Below are 23,179 nucleotides of genomic sequence, written 5' to 3' on the forward strand. Positions count from 1 at the left end.
TCGGAAGGGCGATTCGGCCCGAATGATTGACGTTCATCGCTTGCTCTCGCGGGGCAGTCCGAGGATGCGTTCGGCGATGATGTTGCGCTGGATCTCGTTGGTGCCCGCGTAGATCGGCCCCGAGAGCGAGAACAGATAGCCGTCGGTCCAGGTGCTGCGCTGCTCGGCGGCCGAGCCGAGCAGGTCCAGCGCCGTCTCGTGCATCGCGATGTCGAGCTCGGACCAGTACACCTTGGTGATCGACGATTCCGCGCCGAGCTGGCCGCCGTCGGTGAGGCGGGTGACGGTGCCGAAGGTGTGCAGGCGGTAGGACTCGGCGCCGAGCCAGGCGTCGACCACCGAGTTCCTGGCCGCGGTATCGCTCGGGTCGGCGGTCTCGCGCCACAGGTCGATGAGCCGCTGCGCGGTGGCGCTGAACCGGCCGGGGCTGCGCAGCGAGAGGCCACGTTCGTTGGACGAGGTCGCCATCGCGACCCGCCAGCCCTCGTTCACCCCGCCGATCACATCGTGGTCGGGTACGAAGACGTCGTCGAGGAAGATCTCGGCGAAGCCGGGTTCGCCGTCGAGCTGGGGGATCGGCCGCACGCTCACGCCCTCGGCGGTGAGCGGGAACATCACGTAGGTGAGTCCGTGGTGGCGCTGCGCCTCGGGATCGCTGCGGAACAGGCCGAATGCCCAATCGGCGAAGGACGCACGGGAACTCCAGGTCTTCTGGCCGTTGAGCAGCCAGCCGCCTTCGGTGCGCCGAGCGGTCGAGCGCAGGCTCGCGAGGTCGCTGCCCGACTCGGGTTCCGACCAGGCCTGCGCCCAGATGTCGTCACCGCGCGCCATGCGCGGCAGGATCCGCGCGAGCTGTTCGGGGGTGCCGTGCTCGAACAGCGTCGGCGCGAGCAGGAAGATGCCGTTCTGCGCGACCCGGCCCGGTGCGCCCGCGGCGTAGTACTCCTGCTCGAACAGCACCCACTCGAGGATCGACGCGTCACGCCCGCCGAACTCGCGCGGCCACGAGACCGCGGACAGCCGCGCCTGCGCCAGCTTCGCTTCCCATTCCCGGTGCGCGGCGAAGCCTGCCGCGGTATCCATCGACGGCAACGGCTCGGCCGGGACATTGGCGGCGAGGAACTCGCGCACCTCCAGCTGGAATTCCCGGGCTGCCGGGTCGATCTCGAGATCCACTTACTTCGTCCCGTTCTGTTCGGTGGAGGTGGCCTTCATCGAGCGGGCGTTCATCCCGCCGAGCGAATCGGCGCCGACCTCGGCGTTGTGCGCGTGTGCGAAATGATGCAGCCCGAAGACCGAGTCCATGCCGGAGCGCATGCCCATCAGATCCTCGGCCTGGTTGACGGCCTTCTTGGTGAGCGCGAGCCCGAATTGCGGCATGGCGGAGATCTTCTCGGCCAGACCCATCACCTCGGCCGCCAGCTGCTCGCGCGGTACGACCCGGTTGACCATGCCCCACTCCTTGGCCTGGGCCGCCCCGAACCGGTCGCCGGTGAACAGGAACTCCTTGGCCGCGCGCGGACCCATCACCCATGGATGCGCGAAGTACTCCACACCCGGAATGCCCATCCGGACCACCGGATCGGAGAAGAACGCGTCGTCGGAGCAGACGATCAGGTCGCACACCCAGGCCAGCATCAGCCCGCCCGCGATGCACGCGCCCTGCACCATCGCCACCATCGGCTTGGGGATCTCCCGCCAGCGCCTGCACATGCCGAGATACACCTCGGACTCGCGCGCGAACCGCTGATCACCACCGGAGCGATCGAGGTGGTCCCACCACAGCGCGGCCTTGTTCTCGTAGTGCACGTCGTGGTCGCGCCCCGGCGTGCCGATGTCGTGGCCTGCGCTGAAGTGTTTTCCGTTGCCCGCCAGCACGATCACCTTGACCTCGGGGTCCTCGACGGCCCGCACGAAGGCGGCATCGAGGGCGTAGGTCATCTTCGAGTTCTGCGCGTTGCGGAAATCGGGCCGGTTCATGGTGACGACGGCGACCGATCCGCGCACCTCATAGGTGACGACCTCGGTCTCGGTTTCGGAACTCACGACTTCTCCTCACGTAGCTCACGCTTGAGCACTTTGCCCGCGGCGCTGTAGGGCAGCTGGTCGCGGAACTCGACAAGCCTGGGCACTTTGAAGTTCGCCAATTTGCCTGCGGCGAAGGCGATGACCTCGTCGGCGGTCAGCGTGGACCCGGCCTTGCGGACGACGACGGCCTTGCCGACCTCGCCCATCCGCTCGTCGGGCACGCCGATCACCGCCGACTCGGCGACGCCGTCGAGCCGGGCCAGGGTCTGTTCGATCTCGGCGGGGTACACGTTGAACCCGCCGGTGATGTACATGTCCTTGAGCCGGTCGGTGATCTTCAGATAGCCGCGCTCGTCGACGATGCCGATGTCGCCGGTGTGCAGCCAGCCGTCGGTGTCGATGGCCTCGGCGGTGGCCGCTGGATCGTCGAGGTAGCCGAGCATCACGTTCGGTCCGCGCAGCAGCACCTCACCGGCGTCGGACAGGCGCAGTTCGAAGTCGGCGATCGGCCCGCCGCAGGTGTTGGCGATCGTGGCCGCGTCGTCGGAGGGTCGGCACATGGTGCCGAAACCGGCCGTCTCGGACAGGCCGTAGGCGGTGATCACCACCTCGAAGGCGAGGTCGTCGCGCATCCGCTCGATCAGCACCACCGGTACGGTCGCCGCGCCGGTCACCGCCACCCGCAGCGAGCTCAGGTCACGCTCGGTGCGCTGGGGATGCTCGAGGATGGTCTGGTAGATCGTCGGTGGCCCGGTGAGCACGGTGATCTGCTCGGACTCGATGAGCGCCAGCGCGGCGGGCACGTCGAAGGTGGCCTGCGGCACGATCGTGGCCCCGGTGACCAGGCACGCGAGAATGCCCGCCTTGTAACCGAAGTTGTGGAAGAACGGCGGGATCACCAGGTAGCGGTCGCCCGCGCGCAGCGTCGAGCACTCGACCCAGCCGCGCACCACGCCCAGCGCCTGCCGGTGCGCGACGAGGGTGCCCTTGCTGCGGCCGGTGGTGCCGGAGGTGAACAGGATGTCGGAGATGTCGTCGGGGGAGACCTGGGCCGCCCGCTCCTCGCCGACCGCTTCGGACACCGTCGTGGCCTGTGCGAGCAACTGGTCCCACGTCACCGTCGTGTGTGTGGGGTCGACCGCGGCGGGGGTCGGTTCCTGCTCGATCGGGATGACGACGACGGTCCCGATACCCAGTTCCGGCGCCGCCGCCGCGAGTTCGGTCGCCCGATCGCGGCCGAGGAACGGACCGGCTACGAACAGGGCCTTGGCGTCGACGCGGGCCAGCACGTCGACAGCCTCGGCCGCCACGTAGCGCGTGTTCAGCGGAACCAGCGCGGCCCCGACGGAATGCGCGGCCAGGGCGGCGATCACCCAGTGATAGGTGTTCGGCGCCCACATCGCGACCCGGTCGCCGGGGGCGATGCCACGGGCGATCAGGGCGCGGGCGGCCACCCGGACCTGGTCGAGTAGCTCGGTCCAGTCCAGGCGGATCGCGCCGTCGATCAGGGCAGGCTCGTGCGGATGCGCCGCTGCGATGTGTCGCAGCGCCTGCGGAGTGGTTTGTGCAGGGGGTGTCACGGGGTCCTCACCGTTGTGCGGTTCGCTGTTCTTCCGAAGCAGCTAACAAAGCAAGTGCTTGGTAGGTTATCCTACCGAGGTGGGCGTGATCCAGACCTCAGATTCCGATACCGCGACTTCCGACGCGGAGTTCCGCGCGGAAATACGCGATTGGCTCGCCGAAAATCTTTCGGGCGAGTTCGCTGACCTGCGCGGCACCGGTGGACCCGGCCGCGAACACGAATTCTTCGACGAGCGATTGGCCTGGGACCGCCACCTCGCCGCGGCGGGCTGGACCTGCCTCGGCTGGCCGGTCGAATACGGCGGTCGCGGCGCCACCGTGCGTCAGCAGGTGATCTTCCACGAGGAATACGCCAAGGCCGACGCGCCCGCGCGGGTCTCGCACGTGGGCGAGGAACTGCTCGGCCCCACCGTGCTGGCCTTCGGCACCGAGGAGCAGAAGAAGCGCTTCCTGCCGGGCGTGCGCTCGGTCGGCGAACTGTGGTGCCAGGGCTACTCCGAGCCCGGCGCCGGTTCCGACCTGGCCGCCGTCGCGACCACCGCGCGCCTCGACGGCGACAAGTGGGTGATCAACGGCCAGAAGATCTGGACCTCGCTCGCGCACGTCGCCGACTGGTGCTTCGTCATCGCCCGCACCGAGCGCGGCTCCAGCCGTCACAAGGGCCTGTCCTATCTGCTGGTCCCGATGAACCAGCCGGGCATCGAAGTGCGGCCGATCGAACAGCTCACCGGCACCTCCGAATTCAACGAGGTCTTCTTCGACGATGCCGTCACCGACGCCGACCTGGTGGTCGGCGCGCCGGGCGACGGCTGGCGAATCGCGATGGGCACGCTCACCTTCGAGCGCGGCATCTCCACGCTCGGCCAGCAGATCCGCTTCGCTCGCGAGCTCTCCGACATCGAGGACCTGGCCCGGCGCACCGGCGCCGCCGACGACCCGCTGGTCGCCGATCGCCTCGATCGCGCCTGGGTGGGACTGCGGGTGCTGCGCGCGCACGCGCTGCGCACCATGAGCGAGGACCACGACGACGCGGGCGGCGCCTCGGTGTCGAAGTTGTTGTGGGCCAACTGGCATCGCGACCTCGGTGAACTGGCGATGGCCGTGCAAGGCGCGGCGGGCCTGATCACCGGCCCCGACGACATGACCGCCTGGCAGCGGCTGTACCTGTTCAGCCGCGCCGACACGATCTATGGAGGTTCGAACGAAGTGCAGCGCAACATCATCGCCGAGCGTGTGCTCGGTCTCCCGCGAGAGGCACGCCCGTGAGCGAGCAGAATTCCCCGCTGTCGGTCGCTCCGGCGCCGATTCCCGGGCACGGCCTGCTGACCGGCCGTAAGGCCGTGATCACCGCGGCGGCGGGCACCGGTATCGGTTCGTCCACCGCGCGCAGGCTTCTTCAAGAAGGCGCCGATGTCGTCGTCTCCGATTGGCACGAACGGCGTTTGACCGAAACCGCCGAGCTGCTCTCGAAGGAATTCCCGGAGCGAACGGTGGGTGCCGTGGTGTGCGACGTCCGCGACACCGGGCAGGTCAACCAGCTGATCAGCGCGGCCGCCGCCGAACTCGGCCGGATCGACATCATGGTCAACAACGCGGGCCTGGGCGGTGAGACCCCGGTGGTCGACATGACCGACGAGCAGTGGGACCAGGTTCTCGACATCACCCTCACCGGCACCTTCCGCTGCACCCGTGCGGCGCTGGGGTACTTCCGCGGCGCGGGCCACGGCGGCGTGATCGTGAACAATGCCTCCGTCCTCGGCTGGCGTGCCCAGCACGGCCAGGCGCACTACGCCGCCGCCAAGGCGGGTGTGATGGCGCTGACCAGGTGCAGTGCGGTCGAAGCCGCCGAATTCGGGGTGCGGATCAACGCCGTCGCGCCGAGCATCGCCCGCCACCCGTTCCTGGACAAGGTGAGCTCGACCGAGCTGCTCGACTCGCTCAGCGAGCGCGAGGCCTTCGGTCGCGCCGCCGAACCGTGGGAAGTGGCGGCAACGATCGCCATGCTGGCCAGTGACTACACCTCGTACCTGACCGGCGAGGTTGTCTCGGTGAGCAGCCAGCGCGCATGATCGCCGTGGCGGGTTCTCCGAAACCAAGCAAGTGCTTGGTTGTACGATGACGGGTGTGACCGCACCCGACACCGTGAAACGCACCCGCCGCGCCGAACTCCTCGACCTCGCCGCCGATCTGTTCGCCGAACGTGGACTGCGTGCCACGACGGTGCGCGACATCGCCGACTCGGCGGGCATCCTCTCGGGCAGTCTGTATCACCATTTCGACTCCAAGGAATCGATGGTCGACGAGATCCTGCGCGGATTCCTCGACGACCTGTTCGGCCGCTACCGCGAGATCGCGGGCGCGGGCATGAGCTCGCGAGACACCTTGGAGTCCTTGGTGATCGCGTCCTACGAGTCGTTCGACCGCCATCACGCCGCCGTCGCGATCTACCAGGCCGAGGCCAAGAACCTGCGCGACGCCGAGCGGTTCGGTTACATCCGTGACTTCAACACCGAGTTCCGCGACCTGTGGCACCGCGTGCTCGCCGCGGGCGTGGCCGACGGCAGCTTCCGGCCCGAACTCGACGTGGAACTGGCCTTCCGCTTCCTGCGCGACACCGTGTGGGTCGCGGTCCGCTGGTACACCCCCGGTGGCCCGATCACCGTGCAAAACCTTGCCCAGCAATATCTCACCATCGTGCTCGACGGGCTGACCCTGCCCGGGAGCACCGCGAAATAGGAGTTCCATCATGACCGCATCCGCCGAGCGCCGCCCCTATACCCCGTTGCGGGAGGCCTATGTGATCGATGCGGTGCGCACCGCGGTCGGCAAGCGCGGTGGCGCGCTGGCCGAGGTACATTCCGCCGATCTCGGCGCGGCCGCGCTGCGCGGGCTCGTCGAGCGCACCGGCATCGACCCGGCCGTCGTCGACGACGTGATCGTCGGCTGCGTCGACAACCTCGGCCCGCAGGCGGGCAACATCGGCCGCACCATGTGGCTGGTCGCGGGATACCCCGAGGAGGTCCCCGGCGTCACCGTCGACCGGCAGTGCGGTTCGAGCCAGCAGGCGATCAACTTCGGCGCGCAGGCCATCATGAGCGGCACCGCCGAGGTCATCGTGGCCGGCGGCGTGCAGAACATGAGCGCCATCCCGATCGGCGCGGCGATGATCGCGGGCAAGCCCTACGGCTTCGAGTCCTCGTTCATCGGCGCGAAGGGCTGGGACTCGCGCTACGGCACCGGTGAGGTCTCCCAGTTCAAGGGCGCCGAGATGATCGCCGAGAAGTGGGGCATCAGCCGCGAGGACATGGAGCGCTGGGCGCTGCAGAGCCATCAGCGCGCCAAGACCGCCATCGCCGAGGGCCGCTTCGACAACGAGATCGTGCCGGTCGGTGACTTCACCGTCGATCAGGGTCCGCGCGAGACCAGCCTGGAGAAGATGGCGTCGCTGCAGCCGCTGTCGGAGGGCAGCCCGCTCACCGCGGCCGTCGCCAGCCAGATCTCCGACGGCGCCAGCGCCACCCTGCTCGCCTCGGAATGGGCGGTCAAGGAGTACGGCCTGACCCCGCGTGCCCGCATCCATCACGTCAGCGCGCGCGGCGCCGACCCGATCTTCATGCTCAGCGCGCCGATCCCGGCCACCCAGTGGGCGCTGGAGAAGGTCGGTCTGACCATCGACGACATCGACGTGATCGAGATCAACGAGGCCTTCGCCCCGGTGGTGCTGGCCTGGATCAAGGAGATCGGCGCCGATCCCGCGAAGGTGAACGTCAACGGTGGGGCCATCGCGCTCGGCCACCCGCTCGGCGCGACCGGCGCCAAGCTGTTCGCCACGCTGCTCAACGAGCTCGAGCGGGTGAACGGCCGCTACGGCCTGCTCACCATCTGTGAGGGTGGCGGCACGGCCAACGTGACGATCATCGAGCGACTGGACGCCGACAAGAAGTAGCTCCGCACTACGAAAAGTGGTGGTCCTCGGCGGTTTTCGCCGGGGGCCACTTCTCGTTCATCACCGATAGGTCACCACATCCCGGCGTTGCGGCGTCCGGTCCGGGCGGGGGTGATTCATCCGGCCTACGATGGCCTGGTGAAGGTGCTCGGCGCATGCCCGCTCGACTGCCCCGACGCGTGCTCGTGGGTGGTGACCGTCGAGGACGGCGTGGCCACGGGGCTACGCGGGAACAAGGAACATCCGGTCACGCGCGGTGCGCTGTGCGTGAAGGTGAACCGGTATCTCGAGCAGGTCGGTGCGCCGGGCCGGCTCCGGTATCCGATGCGCCGGGTGGGGCCGAAGGGGTCGGGGCAGTTCGAGCGGATCAGCTGGGACGCCGCGCTCGACGAGATCGCCACACGCGTCACCGGCATCATCGACGAATTCGGTGGTGAGGCCGTCTGGCCGTTCCACGGCACCGGCAGCCTGGGCTATATCCAAGGGCTGGAAGGCTTTCCGGGACGCCGGATGTTCAACCTGCTCGGGGCGTCGCACCACGCGCCGACCATCTGCTCGGTCGCGGGCGGGGTCGGTCTGCGCTACACGCTCGGGACCTCCGGCGGGATGGACCCCGAGGACTTCGCGCAGTCGAAGCTGATCCTGCTGTGGGGCACCAACCCGCTCACCTCCGGCCATCATCTGTGGAAGTTCGTGCAGGACAGCGGCGCGTACCTGGTGTCGATCGACCCGGTGCGCACCAAGACCTCCGAACGCTGCGACGAGCACATCGCCCCGCTGCCCGGCACCGACGCGGCGCTGGCGCTCGGCCTGCTGCACGTGATCGTCTCGCTCGGCGCGCAGGACGAGCAGTTCATCGCCGAACACACCGAGGGCTGGCCCGAATTCCGGGACCGCATCGCCGAATTCACGCCGGAACGCACCGCGGCGATCACGGGCGTTCCCCGCGATCGGATCGTCGCGCTCGGTGAGCGGATCGCGCGCACCAGGCCCACCGCGATCCGCGCCTCCCAGGGCATGCAGCGCCACGCGGGCGGCGGGATGGCCCTGCGCGTGCTCGCCTGCCTGCCCGGTGTCACCGGTGACTGGGCGATACCCGGTGGGGGACTGCACTATTCGACCAGCGGGCATTTCCGGCTCGACGACGCCGCGCTGACCCGTGACGACCTGCTGCCGCACCCGGTCCGCACGCTCTCGATGACCAGACTCGGCGAAGCCCTGCTCGAGACCGATGAGCCGCCGGTGAAGGCGCTGTTCGTGATCGGGGCCAATCCGGTCGGCTCGAATCCCGACCAGCGTCGCGTGATCGAGGGGCTGTCCCGCGAGGACCTGTTCACCGTGGTTCTCGAACACTTCGGCACCGACACCGTCGACTACGCCGACATCGTGCTCCCCGCCACGATGCAGCCCGAACACCTCGACGTGCTCGCCGGCTACGGCCACCTCTACCTGATCTGGAACGAGCCCGCCGTCGAGCCGCTGGGCGAATGCCTGTCCACGACAGAGACTTTCCGCAGGCTCTCGCGTCGGCTGGGGCTGACCGAACCGGCGCTGTACGACTCCGACGAAGAATTGGCCAGGCAGCTGCTGAAGGGCTACGACCTCGACCGGCTCAGGGCCGACGGATTCCTGAAGGTGCAGGCGGGCCCGGTGCCCGCGGGCAAGCTCCAGTTCGTGTCCACCAGAGCGGAATCGGCTGGCCACGACCCGCTGCCGGACTACACGCCCCCCGCCGATTCCGGCGACGGCCTGGTGCTGATCTCCGCGGCCTCGCACTACTTCCTGAACAGCTCCTTCGGCTCCAACCCTGAATTGCGGCGTCGCGCCGGTGAATCCAGCATCACCCTGCACCCCGAAGACGCCGCCGCGCGGGGCATCGCCGATGGCGCCGCGGTGGTCGTCTCCAACGACCGCGGCTCCTTCGAAGCCGTCGCCGAGGTATCGGACCGGGTACGGACCGGGGTCGCAGGCACCACCAAGGGCCGCTGGGCCAAGTTCACCGGCGGTGCCACCGTGAATGCCACAGTCGCCGAACGAGATTCGGACTACGGCGGCGGCGCGGTCTTCCACGACAACCGGGTCGAGGTGCGTCCCCGCTGATCGCCGCGCTCAGAACTCGACGGCGTCGCGGATCAGCGGACAGGTCATGCAGTGGCCGCCGCCGCGGCCGCGACCGAGTTCGGCGCCGACGATGGTGATCACCTCGACGCCTTCCTTGCGCAGGGCCGCGTTGGTGTGGGTGTTGCGGTCGTAGGCGAACACGACGCCGGGCTCGACAGCGACGAGGTTGTTGCCGCTGTCCCACTGCTGGCGTTCGTTGGCGTAGTAGCCGCCGCCGGTCTCCACCACCCGCAGCTTCGGCAGGTTCAGTGCTGCGGCCACCACGTCGAGGAACGGCGCGGTCTCCTCGGTCACCTCGACACCGGGTGCGCGGTCGCTGGGCCGCAGGGAGAACGGGTGGATGTTGTAGACGATGTCGGGGTACACCGTGACCAGGTCGCGGTCGGCGAAGGTGAACACGGTGTCGAGGTGCATGGCCGAGCGCAGCTTCGGCATCCCGGCCACGATCACTCGCTCGGCGGCACCGGCGGCGAACAGCGACGCGGCGACCTGGGTGATCGCCTGCCGGGAGGTCCGTTCGCTCATCCCGACCAGGACCACCCCGTTGCCGACCGGCATCACGTCGCCACCCTCGAAAGTGGCCAGCCCCCAATCCTGTTCGGGATCGCCCCACCAGATCTTCGCGCTGGTGAAGTCGGGATGGAAGGCGTAGATCGCGGCCATCAGCAGCGTCTCGTCGTGCCGGGCGGGCCAGTACAGCGGATTGAGCGTGACGCCCCCGTAGAGCCAGCAGGTGGTGTCGCGGGTGTAGAGGGTGTTCGGCAGCGGCGGCATCAGATACTCGCGGACCCCGGCCTGTTCGCGCGCCAACGCCAGGTAACCGGAACGGAATTCGGCGGGCAGGTCCGCGGTCGCGAGTCCGCCGATCAGGTAGGTCGCCAGGGTGCGGTCGTCCACCGAGTCCAGGTAGGCCCTGGTGTCGTCGATCAGCCCGAGCCCGACTTCGTTGGCCACAATCTTGCGGTCGAGAATCCAGTCCTTCGCGCCGGGCACGGCGAGGGTTTCGGCGAGCAGATTGTGGAGTTCGACCACCTCGACGCCCCGATCGCGCATCTTCGTCATGAAGTCGAAGTGGTCACGTTTGGCGTTCTGCACCCACAGCACGTCGTCGAAGAGCAGGTCATCGCAATTGGTCGGAGTGAGCCGCTCGTGGGCCAGGCCGGGTGCGCAGACCAGGACCTTGCGCAGCGTGCCGACTTCGGAATGGACGCCGAACGCGGTGGCGGGAGTTCCGGTCATTTCTGCTCCTCGAAAGATCGGGCGGATTCAGATCGAGATGGCGCCGGTCGCCAAGCCGATGATGCCGATGACGGCGCCGAGGGCGACGGCGCCGAACAGGATCGCCTCCCAGAGCGAGAAGATCCGCTTGCCCGCCTCACGACGGGTGAGGGCGAACAGGATGGTGCCGGGCGCGTAGATGATGCACGACAACAGCAGGAATTCGAGTCCGGCCGCGACGAGCATGAACGCGGTGTAGAAGGTGGCGACGAAGGCGATGACGAGCTCTTTGGTGCGGTCGCCCGGCTGGATCCGCTCGTAGGTCTCCCTGGTGTAGGCGAGTTTGAGCGCGTAGGCCGCGGCCAGCAGGTAGGGCACCAGCGACAGCGAACTGCACAGCTTGAGGGTGAAGGTGAACGCGTCGTCGGAGAACAGCGTCGTGACCAGCACGATCTGGATCAGCACGGTGGTGAAGATCAGCGCCACCACCGGCACATTCGCGGCGTTGACCCGAGCCAGGAACGACGGCATGTCCCGGTCCTGCGCCGCCACGAACAGCACCTCCGCGGCCATCAGCGTCCAGGCCAGGTAGGCGCCGAGGACCGAGATGATCAGTCCGATGCTGATGAACCAGGCGCCCCAGGTACCGACGGCGGATTCGAAGACCGGTGACATCGACGGCTGCTGCGCCACGGCGAGTTCGTCACGCGGCATGATGCCGAACGACACCATGGTCACCGACGCGAAAATAGCCAGCACGCTGAGGAATCCGAGCACGGTGGCGCGACCGATGTCCTCGCGCTTGCGCGCGTACCTGGAGTACACGCTCGCACCCTCGATGCCGAGGAACACGAAGACTGTCACCAACATGGTCGAACGCACCTGTTCGACGAGCGATTCGGAATACGCGTCGCCGCCCCAGAAGTTGTCCGCGAAGACACCGGGGTCGAAGTAGAACAGCAGCACCACGATGAACACCAGGATCGGCACCAGCTTGGCCACGGTGACGATCTGGTTGATGGTGGCGGCTTCCTGGATCCCGCGCAGCACCATGAAATGGAACGCCCAGATGCACACCGTCGACAGCAGCACCGCGGGAACGGTGTTGCCCTCACCGAAGATGGGTAGCACCTGCCCGAGGGTGGACTTGATCAGCACCCAGTAGCTGACGTTGCCGACACAGGCGCTCGCCCAGTACCCGAACGCGGAGAAGAAGCCGAGGTACTCACCGAAGCCGGCCTTCGCGTAGGCGTAGACGCCGGCGTCGAGGTCTGGTTTGCGCACGGCCAGCGTCTGGAAGACGAACGCCAGCATCAGCATTCCGGTGCCGGCGATCGTCCAGGCGATGATCGCGCCGAATCCGCCGGTGGCCTGGCCGAAATTGCGCGGTAGCGAGAACACGCCCGCACCGACCATGGAGCCGACCACCATCGCCGACAAGGTCAGCAACGGCATCTTCTTGGTCGCGGTCTGTTCCGAGGCTGTCATCGCGCTACTCCTCCGGCTCGGTGCTGGCGATGAGTTCGGCAATCATCGCGCATACCAGCATCGGTGAGCCCTGGACCTGTCGTTGGTGCTCGGCGTCCACGCGACCTCCCGCTGCGATGTCGATGTCCGGCAAATTTTAGGCGACCGGACGTCGTCGTCGTCGGCTTCGAGCGCGTGTCGCGCCACGAGACGCCCTCGAGCCGAAAAGAGCACTGGACCCGATGCGCACCTCGTGAGTGCGGCATCGGGTCCAGTGCTCGATCGCCCCGAGGAGCCGACGGTCGGCTCAGGCCGTCGGTCGGGGCGAGTTCGTGAAGGGAGCCGGGTGGCGGCTCCGGGTCAGTGGGTCTCGGTGGCGGGTTCGGTGGTCAGCGCCGAGATCGCCTCGATGCGGGCGACCGCGTCGGTGACGATCTCGTCGATCAGTTCGGCCACGGTCGGCAAGCTGTCGATGATGCCGGTGACCTGGCCCGCGGGCAGCACGCCCGCGTCGGTGCGACCCTCGACGAGACCGGCCTTGGTCAGCATCGCCGAGTTCGCCGCCATCACGACCTGAGACCAGCTGAGGTCCTTGGTCTTTCGCATGGCCAGCCCGTCACGCATCAGCGTCGACCATTTCATGCCGGTCATGCTCTTGAACTTGGCCGCGTTCGACACCGCCGCCGACAGACCGCGCCAGCCGCCGGAGTGCTCGAGCTTGGTCACCAGTTCGGTGTTGAGCATCCGATGCGGCATGCCGTCGACCTTCACCGACACCACCGTGTCCTGCAGGCCGCGCGCCAGGTACTCCTGCTTCACGGCCTCGGGGACGGTGCTCTCCTGGGTGAGCAGGAAGCGGGTGCCCATCGCGACACCGGCCGCGCCGTAGGACAGCGCGGCGGCCAGGCCGCGACCGTCGAAGAAGCCACCCGCCGCGATCACCGGGATATCGACCGCGTCGAGCACCGACGGCAGCAGTAGCGTGGTGGCGACCGGGCCGGTGTGACCACCGCCCTCACCGCCCTGCACGATCACCGCGTCGGCGCCCCAGGACGCCACCTTCACCGCGTGCTTGGCCGCACCGATCGACGGAACGACCACGACACCGGCGTCTTTGAGCCGGGCGATGAGCTCCTTCTTCGGCGCGAGCGCGAAGGACGCGACCCGCACCTGCTCACGAATGAGCAGTTCGATGCGTTCGGGAGCGTCGGTGGCGTCGGCGCGGATGTTCACGCCGAAGGGCTTGTCGGTGAGCGACTTGGTCTTGGCGACCGCCGCTTCGAGCTCCTCGAAAGTCATCGTCGCCGAGGCGAGAATGCCGAGTCCGCCCGCGTTGGCGGTGGCTGCGACCAGGCGGGGACCGGCGACCCAGCCCATCCCGGTCTGCACGATGGGATGCTCGATCCCGACCAACTCGGTCAGTGGGGTCCGCAAGCGCGCGCTCATGCCGCTACTTCCTTCTCCCGGAAACCCTTGGGATCGAGCACGGTTCGGATGATCCGCAGCTCTTCCTCGGTCGGCAGCCTGGTCTCGCCCGCCGAACCCAGCTCGGCGATCTCGAAGGAGGTGTTCTCCGCGACCTCGGCCGGGCTCACGCCCGGGTGCAGCGACAGCGCGCGCAGGGTGTGGTCGGGGCCGTTGAAGTCGAACACGCCCAGGTTGGTCACCACGCGGTGCAGGTGGTGGAAGCGGTACGCCGGGTTCTCGGGATCGATTCTGTCGTAACCGATTCCGGAGATGATGTCGACTTTGTCGACGAACACCCGATTGTTGTGCCGGGGCACGAAGTAGCTCGTCGCGTGGTTGATGGTGTTGCCGGGCGCGCCACGCACACCGAACATCTGGCGCGTCGGCTGCTGGAGCGGTCCGAAGGCCGACAGGTTCTGGTTGCCGAACCGGTCGATCTGGTTGGCGCCCATCACCACATGGCGACGGCCCGAGGCGACCACGTCGAACACCCGGGAGAACGGAATCCAGCCCTCGACAGGGGCTTTGGCGCCGATCGCCGGTACCTCGGCGAAGAACAGCGCCTCGCCGTCGGAGAGCAGCAGGTCGGGTTCGAAGGTGAGCCGGGCCAGCCGGGCGCCGATGGTGGTGACCGTCGACATCGGACTGGCCATGATCTCACCGGCCCCGCGGAAGATCTCCGCGGCGGCGACGACGCAGACCTCAGCACGAGTAATAGTCATAGCTTCTGCTCCTCAGCGAACGCGGCCACGGCGGACTGGTATTCCTCTTCGGAGACATCCAGGTAGCGAGCCTTGAACTCGGCCCACGACTCCGGCGTCTTCGCGGCCGCCACATAGTGCTTCTGAAACTTCTCGTCACGCCCGTAGCTGCCCGAGAAGGTGAAGTGCGCGCCACCGGGCGACTCCACCACACCGTCGACGAGCATGCGGTTGAGGATGATCGACTGCTGCGGAACGGCTTTGACCAGTTCCTCGGTCTCGACGATGCGATCCACCGAGACGTAGCGACGCTCGGCCGCGAGGCAGTACAGATCGTCGAAGTACGGGTCGACGCCCGTGTAGGCGGCGTTGCCGTGCTTGTCGGCCAGATCCAGATGCACGAACGACGCGTCGAGATTCAGCGCCGGCATCGCGACCAGGGTCTCGACGCGGCCGTCGGCGGCGGGATACGGCGAGGCGACGGTCTTCAGCTCGCCCTCCCAGAAGTCGAGCACGGCGGATCCGAGCCCGGCCCGGATCGGCAGGAACGGTAGTCGTGCCGCGGCCGCTTGCAGCCCGCACTTCACCATCCCCTCGTCCATCTCGCGCACGGTGATCGCGCCCTCGGTGCGCGCCTTCGCGAACCACGGGTCGTAGAACGGCGCCGAATCCAGCGAGACGAACCCGTAGTACGCCTTGCGGACCTTGCCCGCCGAACACAGCAGACCCAGGTCGGGGCCGCCGTAGGTGACCACCGTCAGGTCGGTGACATCGGAGCGCAGCAGCGCGCGCACCAGCGCCATCGGCTTGCGCCGTGAACCCCAGCCGCCGATGCCGATGGTCATGCCGCTGCGCAGCTCGCCGACCACCTCGTCGAGGGTCATTCTCTTGTCGCGCATGGCTTTCAGCTCTCCTTCTTCTGCGCGGCGAGATCGTCGTCGAAGCGCGCCCTGATCTCGTCGGCGACCCCGGCGAGGTTGAGCTCCATCGTGAAGCCCTGTTCGTAGCGGTAGGAACGGTGCACGTCCTGCACGTCGATGCCGTTGAGCGCGCGTTTGGCGGCGCGGATCACGCGGCCGTCCTTGTTCGCGATGTTCTTCGCGACGTCCATCGCGGCGGCGTCGAGTTCGGCGCGCGGCACCACCTTGTACACCGAGCCGAAGTGGTGCAGCTGCTGGGCGGTGAGCTTGCCCGCGGTGTAGAACATGGTGCGCATCAGGTGCTGGGGGACCAGCCGGGACAGATGCGTCGCGGCGCCGAGCGCGCCACGGTCGACTTCGGGCAGCCCGAAGGTGGCGTCGTCGGAGGCGACGATGACGTCGGAGTTACCGACCAGGCCGATGCCGCCGCCGAGGCAGAAGCCGTTCACGGCGGTGACCACGGGCACCTCACAGTCGTAGACCGCGGCGAAGGCGTCGAAACAGCCGTGGTTGGCGCGGATCAGCGCGGTATGGCCGACGTCGGCGTTCATCTCCTTGATGTCGACGCCCGCGTTGAACCCGCGGCCTTCCGCGCGCAGGACGACCACTCGGGTCTCCTGATTGCGGCCCGCTGCCCTGACGGCGTCGGCCAGTGCGAACCAGCCGTCCGAGGGCAGGGCGTTGACCGGCGGATAGTCGACTGTGACGACCTCTACCCCGTCGGCTTCGGTGTGACGGTTTATCCCCATCGCGATGTCTCCTCGTGCGCGCCCCGGCGAACCCGAGACAAAGCAAGCAATTGCTTGGTAGGTTAACACGGTGGCTGTAGAAATCGACCTTTCCGAGCAGATCGTTCTGGTGACGGGCGGCGTACGAGGCGTCGGCGCCGGCATCAGCCGGGCCTTCCTCGCCGCGGGCGCGACGGTGCTGACCTGCGCGCGCAGACCGGCCGACGAACCGATCACGGTGGGGGACCGCGGCACCGAACACCTCACCTGCGATGTGCGCGATGTCGACGCGGTGTCGGCCATGTTCGCCGAGATCGTCGCCAGGCACGGCCGGATCGACCATGTGGTGAACAACGCCGGTGGCGCACCGTTCGCGATGGCCGACGCCGCGAGCCCCAAGTTCCACGCCAAGATCGTGGAGCTGAATCTGCTCGCGCCGCTGCTGATCTCGCAGCAGGCGAACGCGCTGATGCAGAAGCAGGACGCGGGCGGCTCGATCGTGATGATCACCAGCGTCAGCGGGCACCGTCCCTCGCCCGGCACCGCCGCCTACGGCGCGGCCAAGGCGGGCCTGGACAACCTGGTCTCCTCGCTGGCCGTCGAGTGGGCCCCCAAGGTCCGGCTCAACTCAGTAGTGGTCGGCCCCGTGGAAACCGAACTCAGCCACCTGCACTACGGCGACGCCGACGGCGTGGCCGCCGTAGCGAAGACCGTCCCGCTCGGTCGCCTCGCCGATCCCGCCGACGTCGGCAACGCCGCCCTCTTCCTGGCTTCACCCCTGGCCGCCCACATCAGCGGCGCTGCCCTGGTCGTCCACGGCGGCGGCGAACGCCCGGCCTTCCTCGACGCGGCCAACGCCGACAACTGACTCATGACCTGCCCAACCCCGCGGCGTCAGCTGCCGATAACTACAGGAGCTCGAAATGGATGACCAGTTGATCTGCGCCGGACGCACGGTGATCGTGACCGGCGCAGGCCGGGGGATCGGTCGCGCGCACGCGCTCGCCTTCGCCGCCGCGGGCGCCCGCGTGGTGGTCAACGATGTCGGCACCGCGCTGGACGGCGCCGCGACCACGGAAACCCCCGCTCAGCAGGTCGTCGACGAGATCGTCGCGGCCGGTGGTGAGGCCGTGGCCAACTACGACGACGTCGCCGATTGGGAAGGCGCCCGTCGGCTGATCCGTCAGGCCGTCGACACCTTCGGCGGCCTCGACGTGCTGGTCAACAACGCGGGCTTCGTGCGCGACCGCATGCTGGTGAACCTCGGCGAGGACGAGTGGGACGCCGTGGTCCGCGTGCACCTCAAGGGCCACTTCGCCACCATGCGGCACGCGGCCGAGTACTGGCGGGGCGAGTCGAAGGCGGGCCGCCCGGTGGACGCCCGCGTGATCAACACCAGCTCCGGCGCCGGTTTGCAGGGCAGTGTCGGCCAGGGCAATTACGGCGCCGCGAAGGCCGGTATCGCGGGTCTCACACTGACCGCGTCGGCCGAGTTCGGGCGCTACGGCGTGACCGTGAACGCGATCGCCCCCGCCGCCCGCACCCGGATGACCGAGACGGTCTTCGCCGACACCATGTCCGCTCCCGACGCGGGCTTCGACGCGATGGCGCCGGAGAACGTCTCGCCGCTGGTCGTGTGGCTCGGCAGCACCGAATCCGCCGGGGTGACCGGCCGGATGTTCGAGGTAGAGGGCGGAAAGGTGGCGCTGGCGCAGGGCTGGCTGCACGGCACTCCGGTCGATCGCGGCGCGCGCTGGAACCCCGCCGAGCTGGGTCCGGTCGTCAAGGAACTGATCGAGAAGAGCACCCCGCCGGAGCCTGTTTACGGTGCATAGCAAACTTTGAGGCGTGCGGCCGGGGAAAACTCCCCGGCCTGCGCTTATGGCATGTCACACACGTCCAGGGGGCTGGACGACTCTTGCTCTCTTCTGCGGTCAGGTGACCGTGGGTTTACTATGGGCTACTGTTCGTCGATCCCGGAATGTGTCGCGACCGGGGGTAATTCTGCGCTGAATAACTAAGGGGATGATCTAGCGCATGGCCATTGGTCGCATGTTGCGCGTGTTTGCCGCTGCGAGTGTGCTGGCCGGCTGTGCGCTGTTAGGGCCCGCGGTCGCCATGGCCGCCCCGGAAAAGCCGCCGACGCCTGCCGCGCAGGCCCCCGGCAGCGGAAGCGCCGGGCAGGGCAACGGCAGCGGCGGTAACGGCGGTCAGAGCACTCCGACTCCCAAGCCCGGTGAGCTGAGCCTGCCCGGTCAGGGCAATGGTCAGGCGACCAACCCGGCTCCCGGTACCGACCCGGTTTCCCCGCAGTCGGGCGCCCCGGTCGCCGACGAAGGCGAATGGACCCCGCTCACCATCCCCGGCCAGTCCAGCGCTGACGTCCCCAAGAAAGACGTCGCGGGCCCTCTCTCCGGATCAGCCGCCGTAGGCTCCGCCGCGGCGGGCGCGGGTTCGGCCGCCGCGGGCGTGGTCCTCGGCACCGGCTCGGCAGGCCTCGGAGTGCTGCTCGGTACCGGTTCGGCAGGCCTCGGGGTAGTCCTCGGCACCGGTTCCGCGGGCGCGGCCGCCATTCTGGGCACCGGCTCGGCAGGCGCGGCCGCAGTTCTCGGTACCGGTTCGGCCGGTGCCGCAGCAGTTCTCGGTACCGGTTCGGCCGGTGCCGCAGCGGTCCTCGGTACCGGTTCGGCCGCGGTCGGCTCGGCCGCCGCGGGAACCGGTTCGGCCGCACTCGGCGCGGGCTCGGCTGTCCTCGGAACAGGTTCTGCCGCAGTGGGTTCCGCTGCCGCCGGTTCCGCCGCGGTAGGTTCCGCGGGCGCGGGCTCGGCCGCTGTCGGTTCCGCCGCTGTCGGTTCGGCGGCGGTCGGCTCGGCCTCGCCCCTGCTGTTGCTGCTGATCCCGATCCCTTCGGTCCCGGCCGCACCGGCTCTGCCGTCGATCGCGATCCCGCCCACGCCTGCCGTGCCTGGCGTCCCGAATATTGCTGTAGCAGTGCCTATTCCGGCGCCACCCGCCGCCGAGGCTCCGGCCCCTGCCGCGCCGCCGCCCGCCGCGGCAGCACCGGCACCGGCGGCCAAGCCGAACCACGAGTTCAAGCCGACCAGTGACAACAGCGGCCTGCCCGAACCCGAACTCCTGTCGGTGATCGGCGGCCTGATCGCGCTCACACTGGCCGGAACCGGTTCGGGCGCAGTGAGTTTCCAAGGTGCCGCGGCAGCCCAAGCACGGGTGAACGCGGCGCGTGCCGAGTTCTTCGGACCGAGGTCGTGAGGGGATCTTCGATGAGTAAGAGCAAGACCCAGAGCACCTCCCGGTCCTATCGCCGCGTCGCCGCCGCCGTCGACGCGGTGTGCGCGGTGGCCGCCGACTCCGACGCCACCAGTCTCGACGAGGTGGTCCATGCCATCTCGCTGGAGCGGAAACGCGAAATCGAGATCACCAGCGCGAACCTCGGCCCCGGCGTGTGCGGTCAGCGCCGGTTCTATCCCGAACGCGACATCATCGTGCTCGCCGACGCTCTCCCGAGCCGCGATCACACCCTCGCGCACGAACTGGGCCACATCGTCTTCGATCACGAGGGCGTGCCCGCGGTGGAGACCACCCTCGAGGTCAGCGACGATCTGATCGCCTACATGCTCAGCCAGCGCGCCCACGCGCAGATCGTCGACGACGGCGCCGACGATCTCGCCGAATGGGAAGCCGAGACCTTCGCGGCCATGCTCATGACGCGTCTGCGCGTATTCAGCAACCGGGGCGCAGGCGTCTCGGTCCTTCGATTCGATGAGGCACTCGGATGACACTCTGGTTGACAGCCCTGCTGGTCTGGGTTGCCGCGGGTGCGCGAGTGGGTCGCGTGCTGGTGAAGCCCGCGACGACCGCCCGCGTGGCCATCGTCGTCGCGGTCGCCGCCGTGGCGCTCGCGGTCACCGTCGCCATTCCCGAGATGGCTGTCGCCATCGACAATCTGATGAAGGGCGGTGTGCACAGCGGCTGGCTGTCCACCGGCCTCGTGATCTCCGCCTGGATCCTGTTCACCACGGCCACCTCGGTGGTGGCCTCGGCCGCGTGGCCGGTGGTCTCGCGGCGCAATCTGCGCCAGGTCGCGATGGTCGTCTACGGCATCGGTGCGGTGGCGATCGCGATCACCCTGGCGTGGTCGTTCACCTTCGGCTGGATCACGGTCGCGCTCGGCGCGGTGTTCATCGTGACCACCGGTCTGCGCAACCTGGACTGGACCATCCTCGGTCGCGGCATCGCCATCTACATCACGGGCACCGCTCTGGTCGCGGTGCTCGCGGTCGCCAATGTGGGCCGCGCGTTGCAGAACGCCGCACCGACGCCGCCCAACGAACCGCTGTGGGGCTGGGCCGCGTGGGAGATCGCGGCGCTGCTGATCGCGCTCGGCGCCGTGTCGATCGTGATCGAGCTGTGGTGGCGGGCCAAGCTCCTGCTGCGCAAGATCCGTCCGCTGCACCAGTTGATGGTCGGCCGGTTCCCCGAGGTGGTCGCGCCCGAACAGAACGCCACCTCGGCGCAGCTCAAGGCTTCCGATCACATGGCCCAGGTGATGGACGCGCTGTATCTGCTCTCGGGCAGCGGCATCGTGATCCCGGCGGCCGGTGAGCCGCCGAATTCGGTGCCGCAGCGGGCCGCGGTGGTGGCCGAGTGGGCGCGAAATCCATTGGGGGACTTGTTCGTCGACGCGCGCTGGATCGCACCGCCGCCCGGCATCAGCCCCCGCGGCTGGGTGCTGGCGCTCGCGAATCAGTACGAGTACGCGGTGGCGGACGCGAAGACGGCACCGCAGAACGCCGCTTCCTCGACCTAGGCCGATACGCAGAAAACGGGCCTGAGCTGGTGGTTTACACCGTCTCAGGCCCGTTGTCTGCGTATCCGACGTGTTTACGGCCGTACCCAGGACACCATCAGGTGCGTCAGGCCGGCCGCTGTGTGGATCCTATTCTGTTCCGTCCGGAGGAATTTCGGGCAAGCCTTCGCTGGCCCGTAGCTTCTCCGCCATCGAGGTGAGCAGATTCTGTGATTCTTCGGACAGATCGAATGCCCTACTCGACAGTCGACGAAGTCCATAACCCTGCAGCTGCGCGAGCAGCTCCAGGTCGTGATCGATCTTGGCCGCGTAGATATCGTTGAAGAAGTAGTCAGGCTTGACCTTGAAGAACTTCGCCAGGGCGGCCACCGTCTCATCGGACGGATTCGTTCGTTGTCCCGACCGCAACTGCGAGAGATACGGCTTCGAGATCGGATGCCCGGAGGCAGTCAGCGCAGCCGCAACCTCTGCGTTGGTGTGCGGCTTGCGCCCCGGGGGATGCACGGTTTCGAACAGCTTGTTCAGCCGCGCCGCGAAATCAGCCATTGTGAGCCGCCCAATTCCCTTCACTGTACTAACAGTCGTTATCTCGGATACGTATCATTGATATTAGCGGCTCAGTAACTGAAAACCTACGCCTGATTGGGGATTTCTCTACGATTTCCGACGCTCACCTGCGTGCAGGGGCGGCGGTGGTCGCGTTTGCGGGTCGCGCCAACGACTCTTGTGGAGCGTCGGGGTCCCCGGGTTCGTGCCCGTCGCAGGGTTCTTCCACCCTAGCTCCATGATAGCTTGAAGATAGCTGACATCTCATGATCCCCCTGCCCCCCGTGACTTTGTGGCGTACGACACGTTCCGGGCGCCCTGGGATGAATGTTCAACCTGGGCGCCCGGTTTCGGTATGGGTCAGTCTACAGGCGCTCGATGATGGTGCCCGTCGCCAGTGCGCCGCCGGCGCACATGAGCACCATGGCAGTGCTCTGACCTGTGCGTTCGAGTTCGTGTAACGCGGTCGTGATCAATCGGGAGCCGGTAGAGCCCACCGGATGCCCGATTGCGATCGCGCCGCCGTTGACATTTACCCGTTCCATGTCAGGTTGATGTACGGCAGCCCACGAAAGTGCAACCGACGCGAATGCTTCGTTGATCTCGAATAGATCGATATCGCCAATCCTCATTCCGGAGCGCTCGAGCAGTCGGGTGCACGCCTGTACCGGACCGTCCAGATGGAACTCCGGTTCGGCGCCGACGAGTACCTGGGTGTGAATCCGGGCGCGCGGACGCAAACCCTTTCGGCGCGCTACGGTTTCGTCCATCAGCAGCACGGCGGCGGCGCCGTCGGAGATCTGCGACGACGTGCCCGCGGTGTGGATGCCGTCGGCCACGACCGGCTTCAGCGCCGCCAGTCCTTCGCGGGTGGTCGCGCGCAGACCCTGATCGCGGGCGACCTCCACCTTTTCCCCGGTGGCCACGCCCTCACTGTCGAGGACCGGCGCCGAGACCGGAAGCACCTCGCGGTCGTAGCGGCCCTCGGCCCACGCCTTGGCCGCCAATTGCTGGGAGCGCAGACCGAATTCGTCGATATCGGACCGGGTGATCCCGCGCCTGCGGGCGATGCGCTCGGCGGCGCCGAACTGGTCGGGCAGATCGATCGACCACGACGCGGGCCGTCGCGGCCCCGCCTCGGTGCCGACATTGGCGCCGAGCGGTACCCGGCTCATCGCCTCGACGCCGCACGCGACGCCGACGTCGATCGCACCGGTGGCGATGAGGCCCGCGATGAGGTGGTTGGCCTGCTGGGCCGAGCCGCACTGGGCGTCGATCGTGGTCGCGCCGGTCTGCCACGGCAGGCCCGCGTGCAGCCAGGCGACGCGGGTGACGTTGTTGGACTGCTCGCCCGCCTGGGTGACACAGCCGCCGATCACCTGCTCGACCTCGGCCGGGTCGAGGCCCGCCCGGTCGAGTAGGCCGCGCTGGGCCAGGCCGAGCAATTCGGCGGCGTGCAGTCCCGAAAGTTGCCCTCGACGTTTGCCGATCGGGGTCCGCACGGCCTCGACGATCACGGGTTTGCCCATGTGATTCTCCCTCATAACTGCAACAGGTTCCGATCTTGAGCTCAGGGTAAAACCGCGAGGTTCTTCCGTCGCGGCGACCGCTATGCTTGAATGATTATA

General features: G+C 68.0%; 21 protein-coding genes. 10 read left to right on the forward strand and 11 right to left on the reverse strand.

The genetic code is table 11. The annotated features are described in order from the left end of the window. Positions 1-33 precede the first annotated feature (33 nt). From ACFVJ5_RS12230 to ACFVJ5_RS12240, 3 genes are read right to left on the reverse strand one after another with little or no spacing between them, the layout of a single operon-like run. On the reverse strand, positions 34-1,176 hold the full coding sequence (locus ACFVJ5_RS12230) for an acyl-CoA dehydrogenase family protein (RefSeq protein ID WP_379220048.1): 1,143 nt from the start codon (positions 1,174-1,176) through the stop codon (positions 34-36). After that, positions 1,177-2,046: an enoyl-CoA hydratase gene (locus ACFVJ5_RS12235; protein WP_379220049.1), complete on the reverse strand. Its 870-nt coding sequence runs from the start codon at positions 2,044-2,046 to the stop codon at positions 1,177-1,179. Next, on the reverse strand, positions 2,043-3,608 hold the full coding sequence (locus ACFVJ5_RS12240; protein ID WP_379220050.1) for a FadD3 family acyl-CoA ligase: 1,566 nt from the start codon (positions 3,606-3,608) through the stop codon (positions 2,043-2,045). Before ACFVJ5_RS12240 ends, ACFVJ5_RS12235 begins: the two co-directional genes overlap by 4 nt. Before the next feature lie 79 nt (positions 3,609-3,687). On the opposite strand from ACFVJ5_RS12240, the gene ACFVJ5_RS12245 reads away from it, so the two are divergent. The 5 genes from ACFVJ5_RS12245 (at position 3,688) to ACFVJ5_RS12265 (ending at position 9,655) form a co-directional block, all read left to right on the forward strand. Then, positions 3,688-4,875 carry an acyl-CoA dehydrogenase family protein gene (locus tag ACFVJ5_RS12245; protein ID WP_379220051.1) on the forward strand — a complete coding sequence of 396 codons (1,188 nt, stop codon included), beginning with the start codon at positions 3,688-3,690 and terminating at the stop codon, positions 4,873-4,875. After that, positions 4,872-5,678, forward strand: coding sequence for an SDR family oxidoreductase (locus ACFVJ5_RS12250; RefSeq protein WP_379220052.1), 807 nt, complete (start codon positions 4,872-4,874; stop codon positions 5,676-5,678). The genes ACFVJ5_RS12245 and ACFVJ5_RS12250 overlap by 4 nt, the downstream gene beginning before the upstream one ends. A 46-nt stretch (positions 5,679-5,724) precedes the next feature. After that, complete coding sequence (locus ACFVJ5_RS12255) at positions 5,725-6,345, forward strand: TetR/AcrR family transcriptional regulator (protein WP_378631645.1); 621 nt, start codon at positions 5,725-5,727, stop codon at positions 6,343-6,345. Between the two features lie 46 nt (positions 6,346-6,391). Beyond that, positions 6,392-7,555 (forward strand): acetyl-CoA C-acetyltransferase, encoded by a 1,164-nt coding sequence (locus tag ACFVJ5_RS12260; protein ID WP_379220622.1) that lies wholly within the window; start codon positions 6,392-6,394, stop codon positions 7,553-7,555. Positions 7,556-7,693: 138 nt separating this feature from the next. Then, entirely contained in the window at positions 7,694-9,655 is a 1,962-nt protein-coding gene (locus tag ACFVJ5_RS12265; RefSeq protein WP_379220053.1) for a molybdopterin-dependent oxidoreductase, read from the forward strand. Between the two features lie 9 nt (positions 9,656-9,664). Here the strand turns inward: ACFVJ5_RS12265 and arcA are convergent, their stop codons facing one another. The 6 genes from arcA to ACFVJ5_RS12295 all read right to left on the reverse strand — a co-directional run bounded on the left by arcA (position 9,665) and on the right by ACFVJ5_RS12295 (position 16,198). Then, a complete protein-coding gene (gene arcA / locus ACFVJ5_RS12270) occupies positions 9,665-10,915 on the reverse strand; it encodes an arginine deiminase (RefSeq protein WP_379220054.1) in 1,251 nt (416 codons plus the stop codon). Positions 10,916-10,942: 27 nt separating this feature from the next. Continuing rightward, positions 10,943-12,382: a basic amino acid/polyamine antiporter gene (locus tag ACFVJ5_RS12275; protein ID WP_379220055.1), complete on the reverse strand. Its 1,440-nt coding sequence runs from the start codon at positions 12,380-12,382 to the stop codon at positions 10,943-10,945. Positions 12,383-12,721: 339 nt separating this feature from the next. Further along, complete coding sequence (locus tag ACFVJ5_RS12280) at positions 12,722-13,807, reverse strand: NAD(P)H-dependent flavin oxidoreductase (RefSeq protein ID WP_379220056.1); 1,086 nt, start codon at positions 13,805-13,807, stop codon at positions 12,722-12,724. Next, positions 13,804-14,550 carry a CoA-transferase subunit beta gene (locus tag ACFVJ5_RS12285; protein WP_062982759.1) on the reverse strand — a complete coding sequence of 249 codons (747 nt, stop codon included), beginning with the start codon at positions 14,548-14,550 and terminating at the stop codon, positions 13,804-13,806. Before ACFVJ5_RS12285 ends, ACFVJ5_RS12280 begins: the two co-directional genes overlap by 4 nt. Then, the gene (locus ACFVJ5_RS12290; protein ID WP_266297857.1) at positions 14,547-15,437 is read right to left on the reverse strand and encodes a CoA transferase subunit A; all 891 of its coding nucleotides are present in this window, start codon (positions 15,435-15,437) and stop codon (positions 14,547-14,549) included. The genes ACFVJ5_RS12285 and ACFVJ5_RS12290 overlap by 4 nt, the downstream gene beginning before the upstream one ends. After that, positions 15,434-16,198, reverse strand: a complete 765-nt coding sequence (locus ACFVJ5_RS12295) for an enoyl-CoA hydratase family protein (protein ID WP_056818882.1) — start codon at positions 16,196-16,198, stop codon at positions 15,434-15,436. Before ACFVJ5_RS12295 ends, ACFVJ5_RS12290 begins: the two co-directional genes overlap by 4 nt. Before the next feature lie 70 nt (positions 16,199-16,268). Here ACFVJ5_RS12295 and ACFVJ5_RS12300 point away from each other — a divergent pair, with 70 nt between their 5' ends. The 5 genes from ACFVJ5_RS12300 to ACFVJ5_RS12320 all read left to right on the forward strand — a co-directional run bounded on the left by ACFVJ5_RS12300 (position 16,269) and on the right by ACFVJ5_RS12320 (position 21,005). Next, positions 16,269-17,045, forward strand: a complete 777-nt coding sequence (locus ACFVJ5_RS12300; RefSeq protein WP_379220057.1) for an SDR family oxidoreductase — start codon at positions 16,269-16,271, stop codon at positions 17,043-17,045. Between the two features lie 55 nt (positions 17,046-17,100). Further along, complete coding sequence (locus tag ACFVJ5_RS12305) at positions 17,101-18,012, forward strand: SDR family oxidoreductase (protein ID WP_379220058.1); 912 nt, start codon at positions 17,101-17,103, stop codon at positions 18,010-18,012. Between the two features lie 202 nt (positions 18,013-18,214). After that, positions 18,215-19,447, forward strand: coding sequence for a hypothetical protein (locus tag ACFVJ5_RS12310; RefSeq protein ID WP_379220059.1), 1,233 nt, complete (start codon positions 18,215-18,217; stop codon positions 19,445-19,447). A gap of 11 nt (positions 19,448-19,458) precedes the next feature. Further along, the gene (locus ACFVJ5_RS12315) at positions 19,459-19,974 is read left to right on the forward strand and encodes an ImmA/IrrE family metallo-endopeptidase (protein WP_379220060.1); all 516 of its coding nucleotides are present in this window, start codon (positions 19,459-19,461) and stop codon (positions 19,972-19,974) included. After that, on the forward strand, positions 19,971-21,005 hold the full coding sequence (locus ACFVJ5_RS12320) for a hypothetical protein (protein ID WP_379220061.1): 1,035 nt from the start codon (positions 19,971-19,973) through the stop codon (positions 21,003-21,005). Before ACFVJ5_RS12315 ends, ACFVJ5_RS12320 begins: the two co-directional genes overlap by 4 nt. Positions 21,006-21,134: 129 nt before the next feature. On the opposite strand, the gene ACFVJ5_RS12325 is transcribed toward ACFVJ5_RS12320, so the two are convergent. Both ACFVJ5_RS12325 and ACFVJ5_RS12330 read right to left on the reverse strand, forming a co-directional pair. Then, complete coding sequence (locus ACFVJ5_RS12325; protein WP_019044759.1) at positions 21,135-21,551, reverse strand: helix-turn-helix domain-containing protein; 417 nt, start codon at positions 21,549-21,551, stop codon at positions 21,135-21,137. Between the two features lie 365 nt (positions 21,552-21,916). Further along, on the reverse strand, positions 21,917-23,080 hold the full coding sequence (locus ACFVJ5_RS12330; RefSeq protein WP_379220062.1) for a steroid 3-ketoacyl-CoA thiolase: 1,164 nt from the start codon (positions 23,078-23,080) through the stop codon (positions 21,917-21,919). Positions 23,081-23,179: the final 99 nt, after the last annotated feature.

The sequence above is a fragment of the Nocardia sp. NPDC127606 genome, from assembly GCF_042671725.1.
Lineage (GTDB): Bacteria > Actinomycetota > Actinomycetes > Mycobacteriales > Mycobacteriaceae > Nocardia.

Coding starts and splice junctions, on each gene's coding strand:
- ACFVJ5_RS12255 (WP_378631645.1), top strand. CDS start 5,725: ATGACGGGTGTGACCGCACCCGACACCGTGAAACGCACCCGCCGCGCC.
- arcA (WP_379220054.1), bottom strand. CDS start 10,915: ATGACCGGAACTCCCGCCACCGCGTTCGGCGTCCATTCCGAAGTCGGC.
- ACFVJ5_RS12275 (WP_379220055.1), bottom strand. CDS start 12,382: ATGACAGCCTCGGAACAGACCGCGACCAAGAAGATGCCGTTGCTGACC.
- ACFVJ5_RS12280 (WP_379220056.1), bottom strand. CDS start 13,807: ATGAGCGCGCGCTTGCGGACCCCACTGACCGAGTTGGTCGGGATCGAG.
- ACFVJ5_RS12285 (WP_062982759.1), bottom strand. CDS start 14,550: ATGACTATTACTCGTGCTGAGGTCTGCGTCGTCGCCGCCGCGGAGATC.
- ACFVJ5_RS12295 (WP_056818882.1), bottom strand. CDS start 16,198: ATGGGGATAAACCGTCACACCGAAGCCGACGGGGTAGAGGTCGTCACA.
- ACFVJ5_RS12305 (WP_379220058.1), top strand. CDS start 17,101: ATGGATGACCAGTTGATCTGCGCCGGACGCACGGTGATCGTGACCGGC.
- ACFVJ5_RS12310 (WP_379220059.1), top strand. CDS start 18,215: ATGGCCATTGGTCGCATGTTGCGCGTGTTTGCCGCTGCGAGTGTGCTG.
- ACFVJ5_RS12315 (WP_379220060.1), top strand. CDS start 19,459: ATGAGTAAGAGCAAGACCCAGAGCACCTCCCGGTCCTATCGCCGCGTC.
- ACFVJ5_RS12320 (WP_379220061.1), top strand. CDS start 19,971: ATGACACTCTGGTTGACAGCCCTGCTGGTCTGGGTTGCCGCGGGTGCG.
- ACFVJ5_RS12325 (WP_019044759.1), bottom strand. CDS start 21,551: ATGGCTGATTTCGCGGCGCGGCTGAACAAGCTGTTCGAAACCGTGCAT.
- ACFVJ5_RS12330 (WP_379220062.1), bottom strand. CDS start 23,080: ATGGGCAAACCCGTGATCGTCGAGGCCGTGCGGACCCCGATCGGCAAA.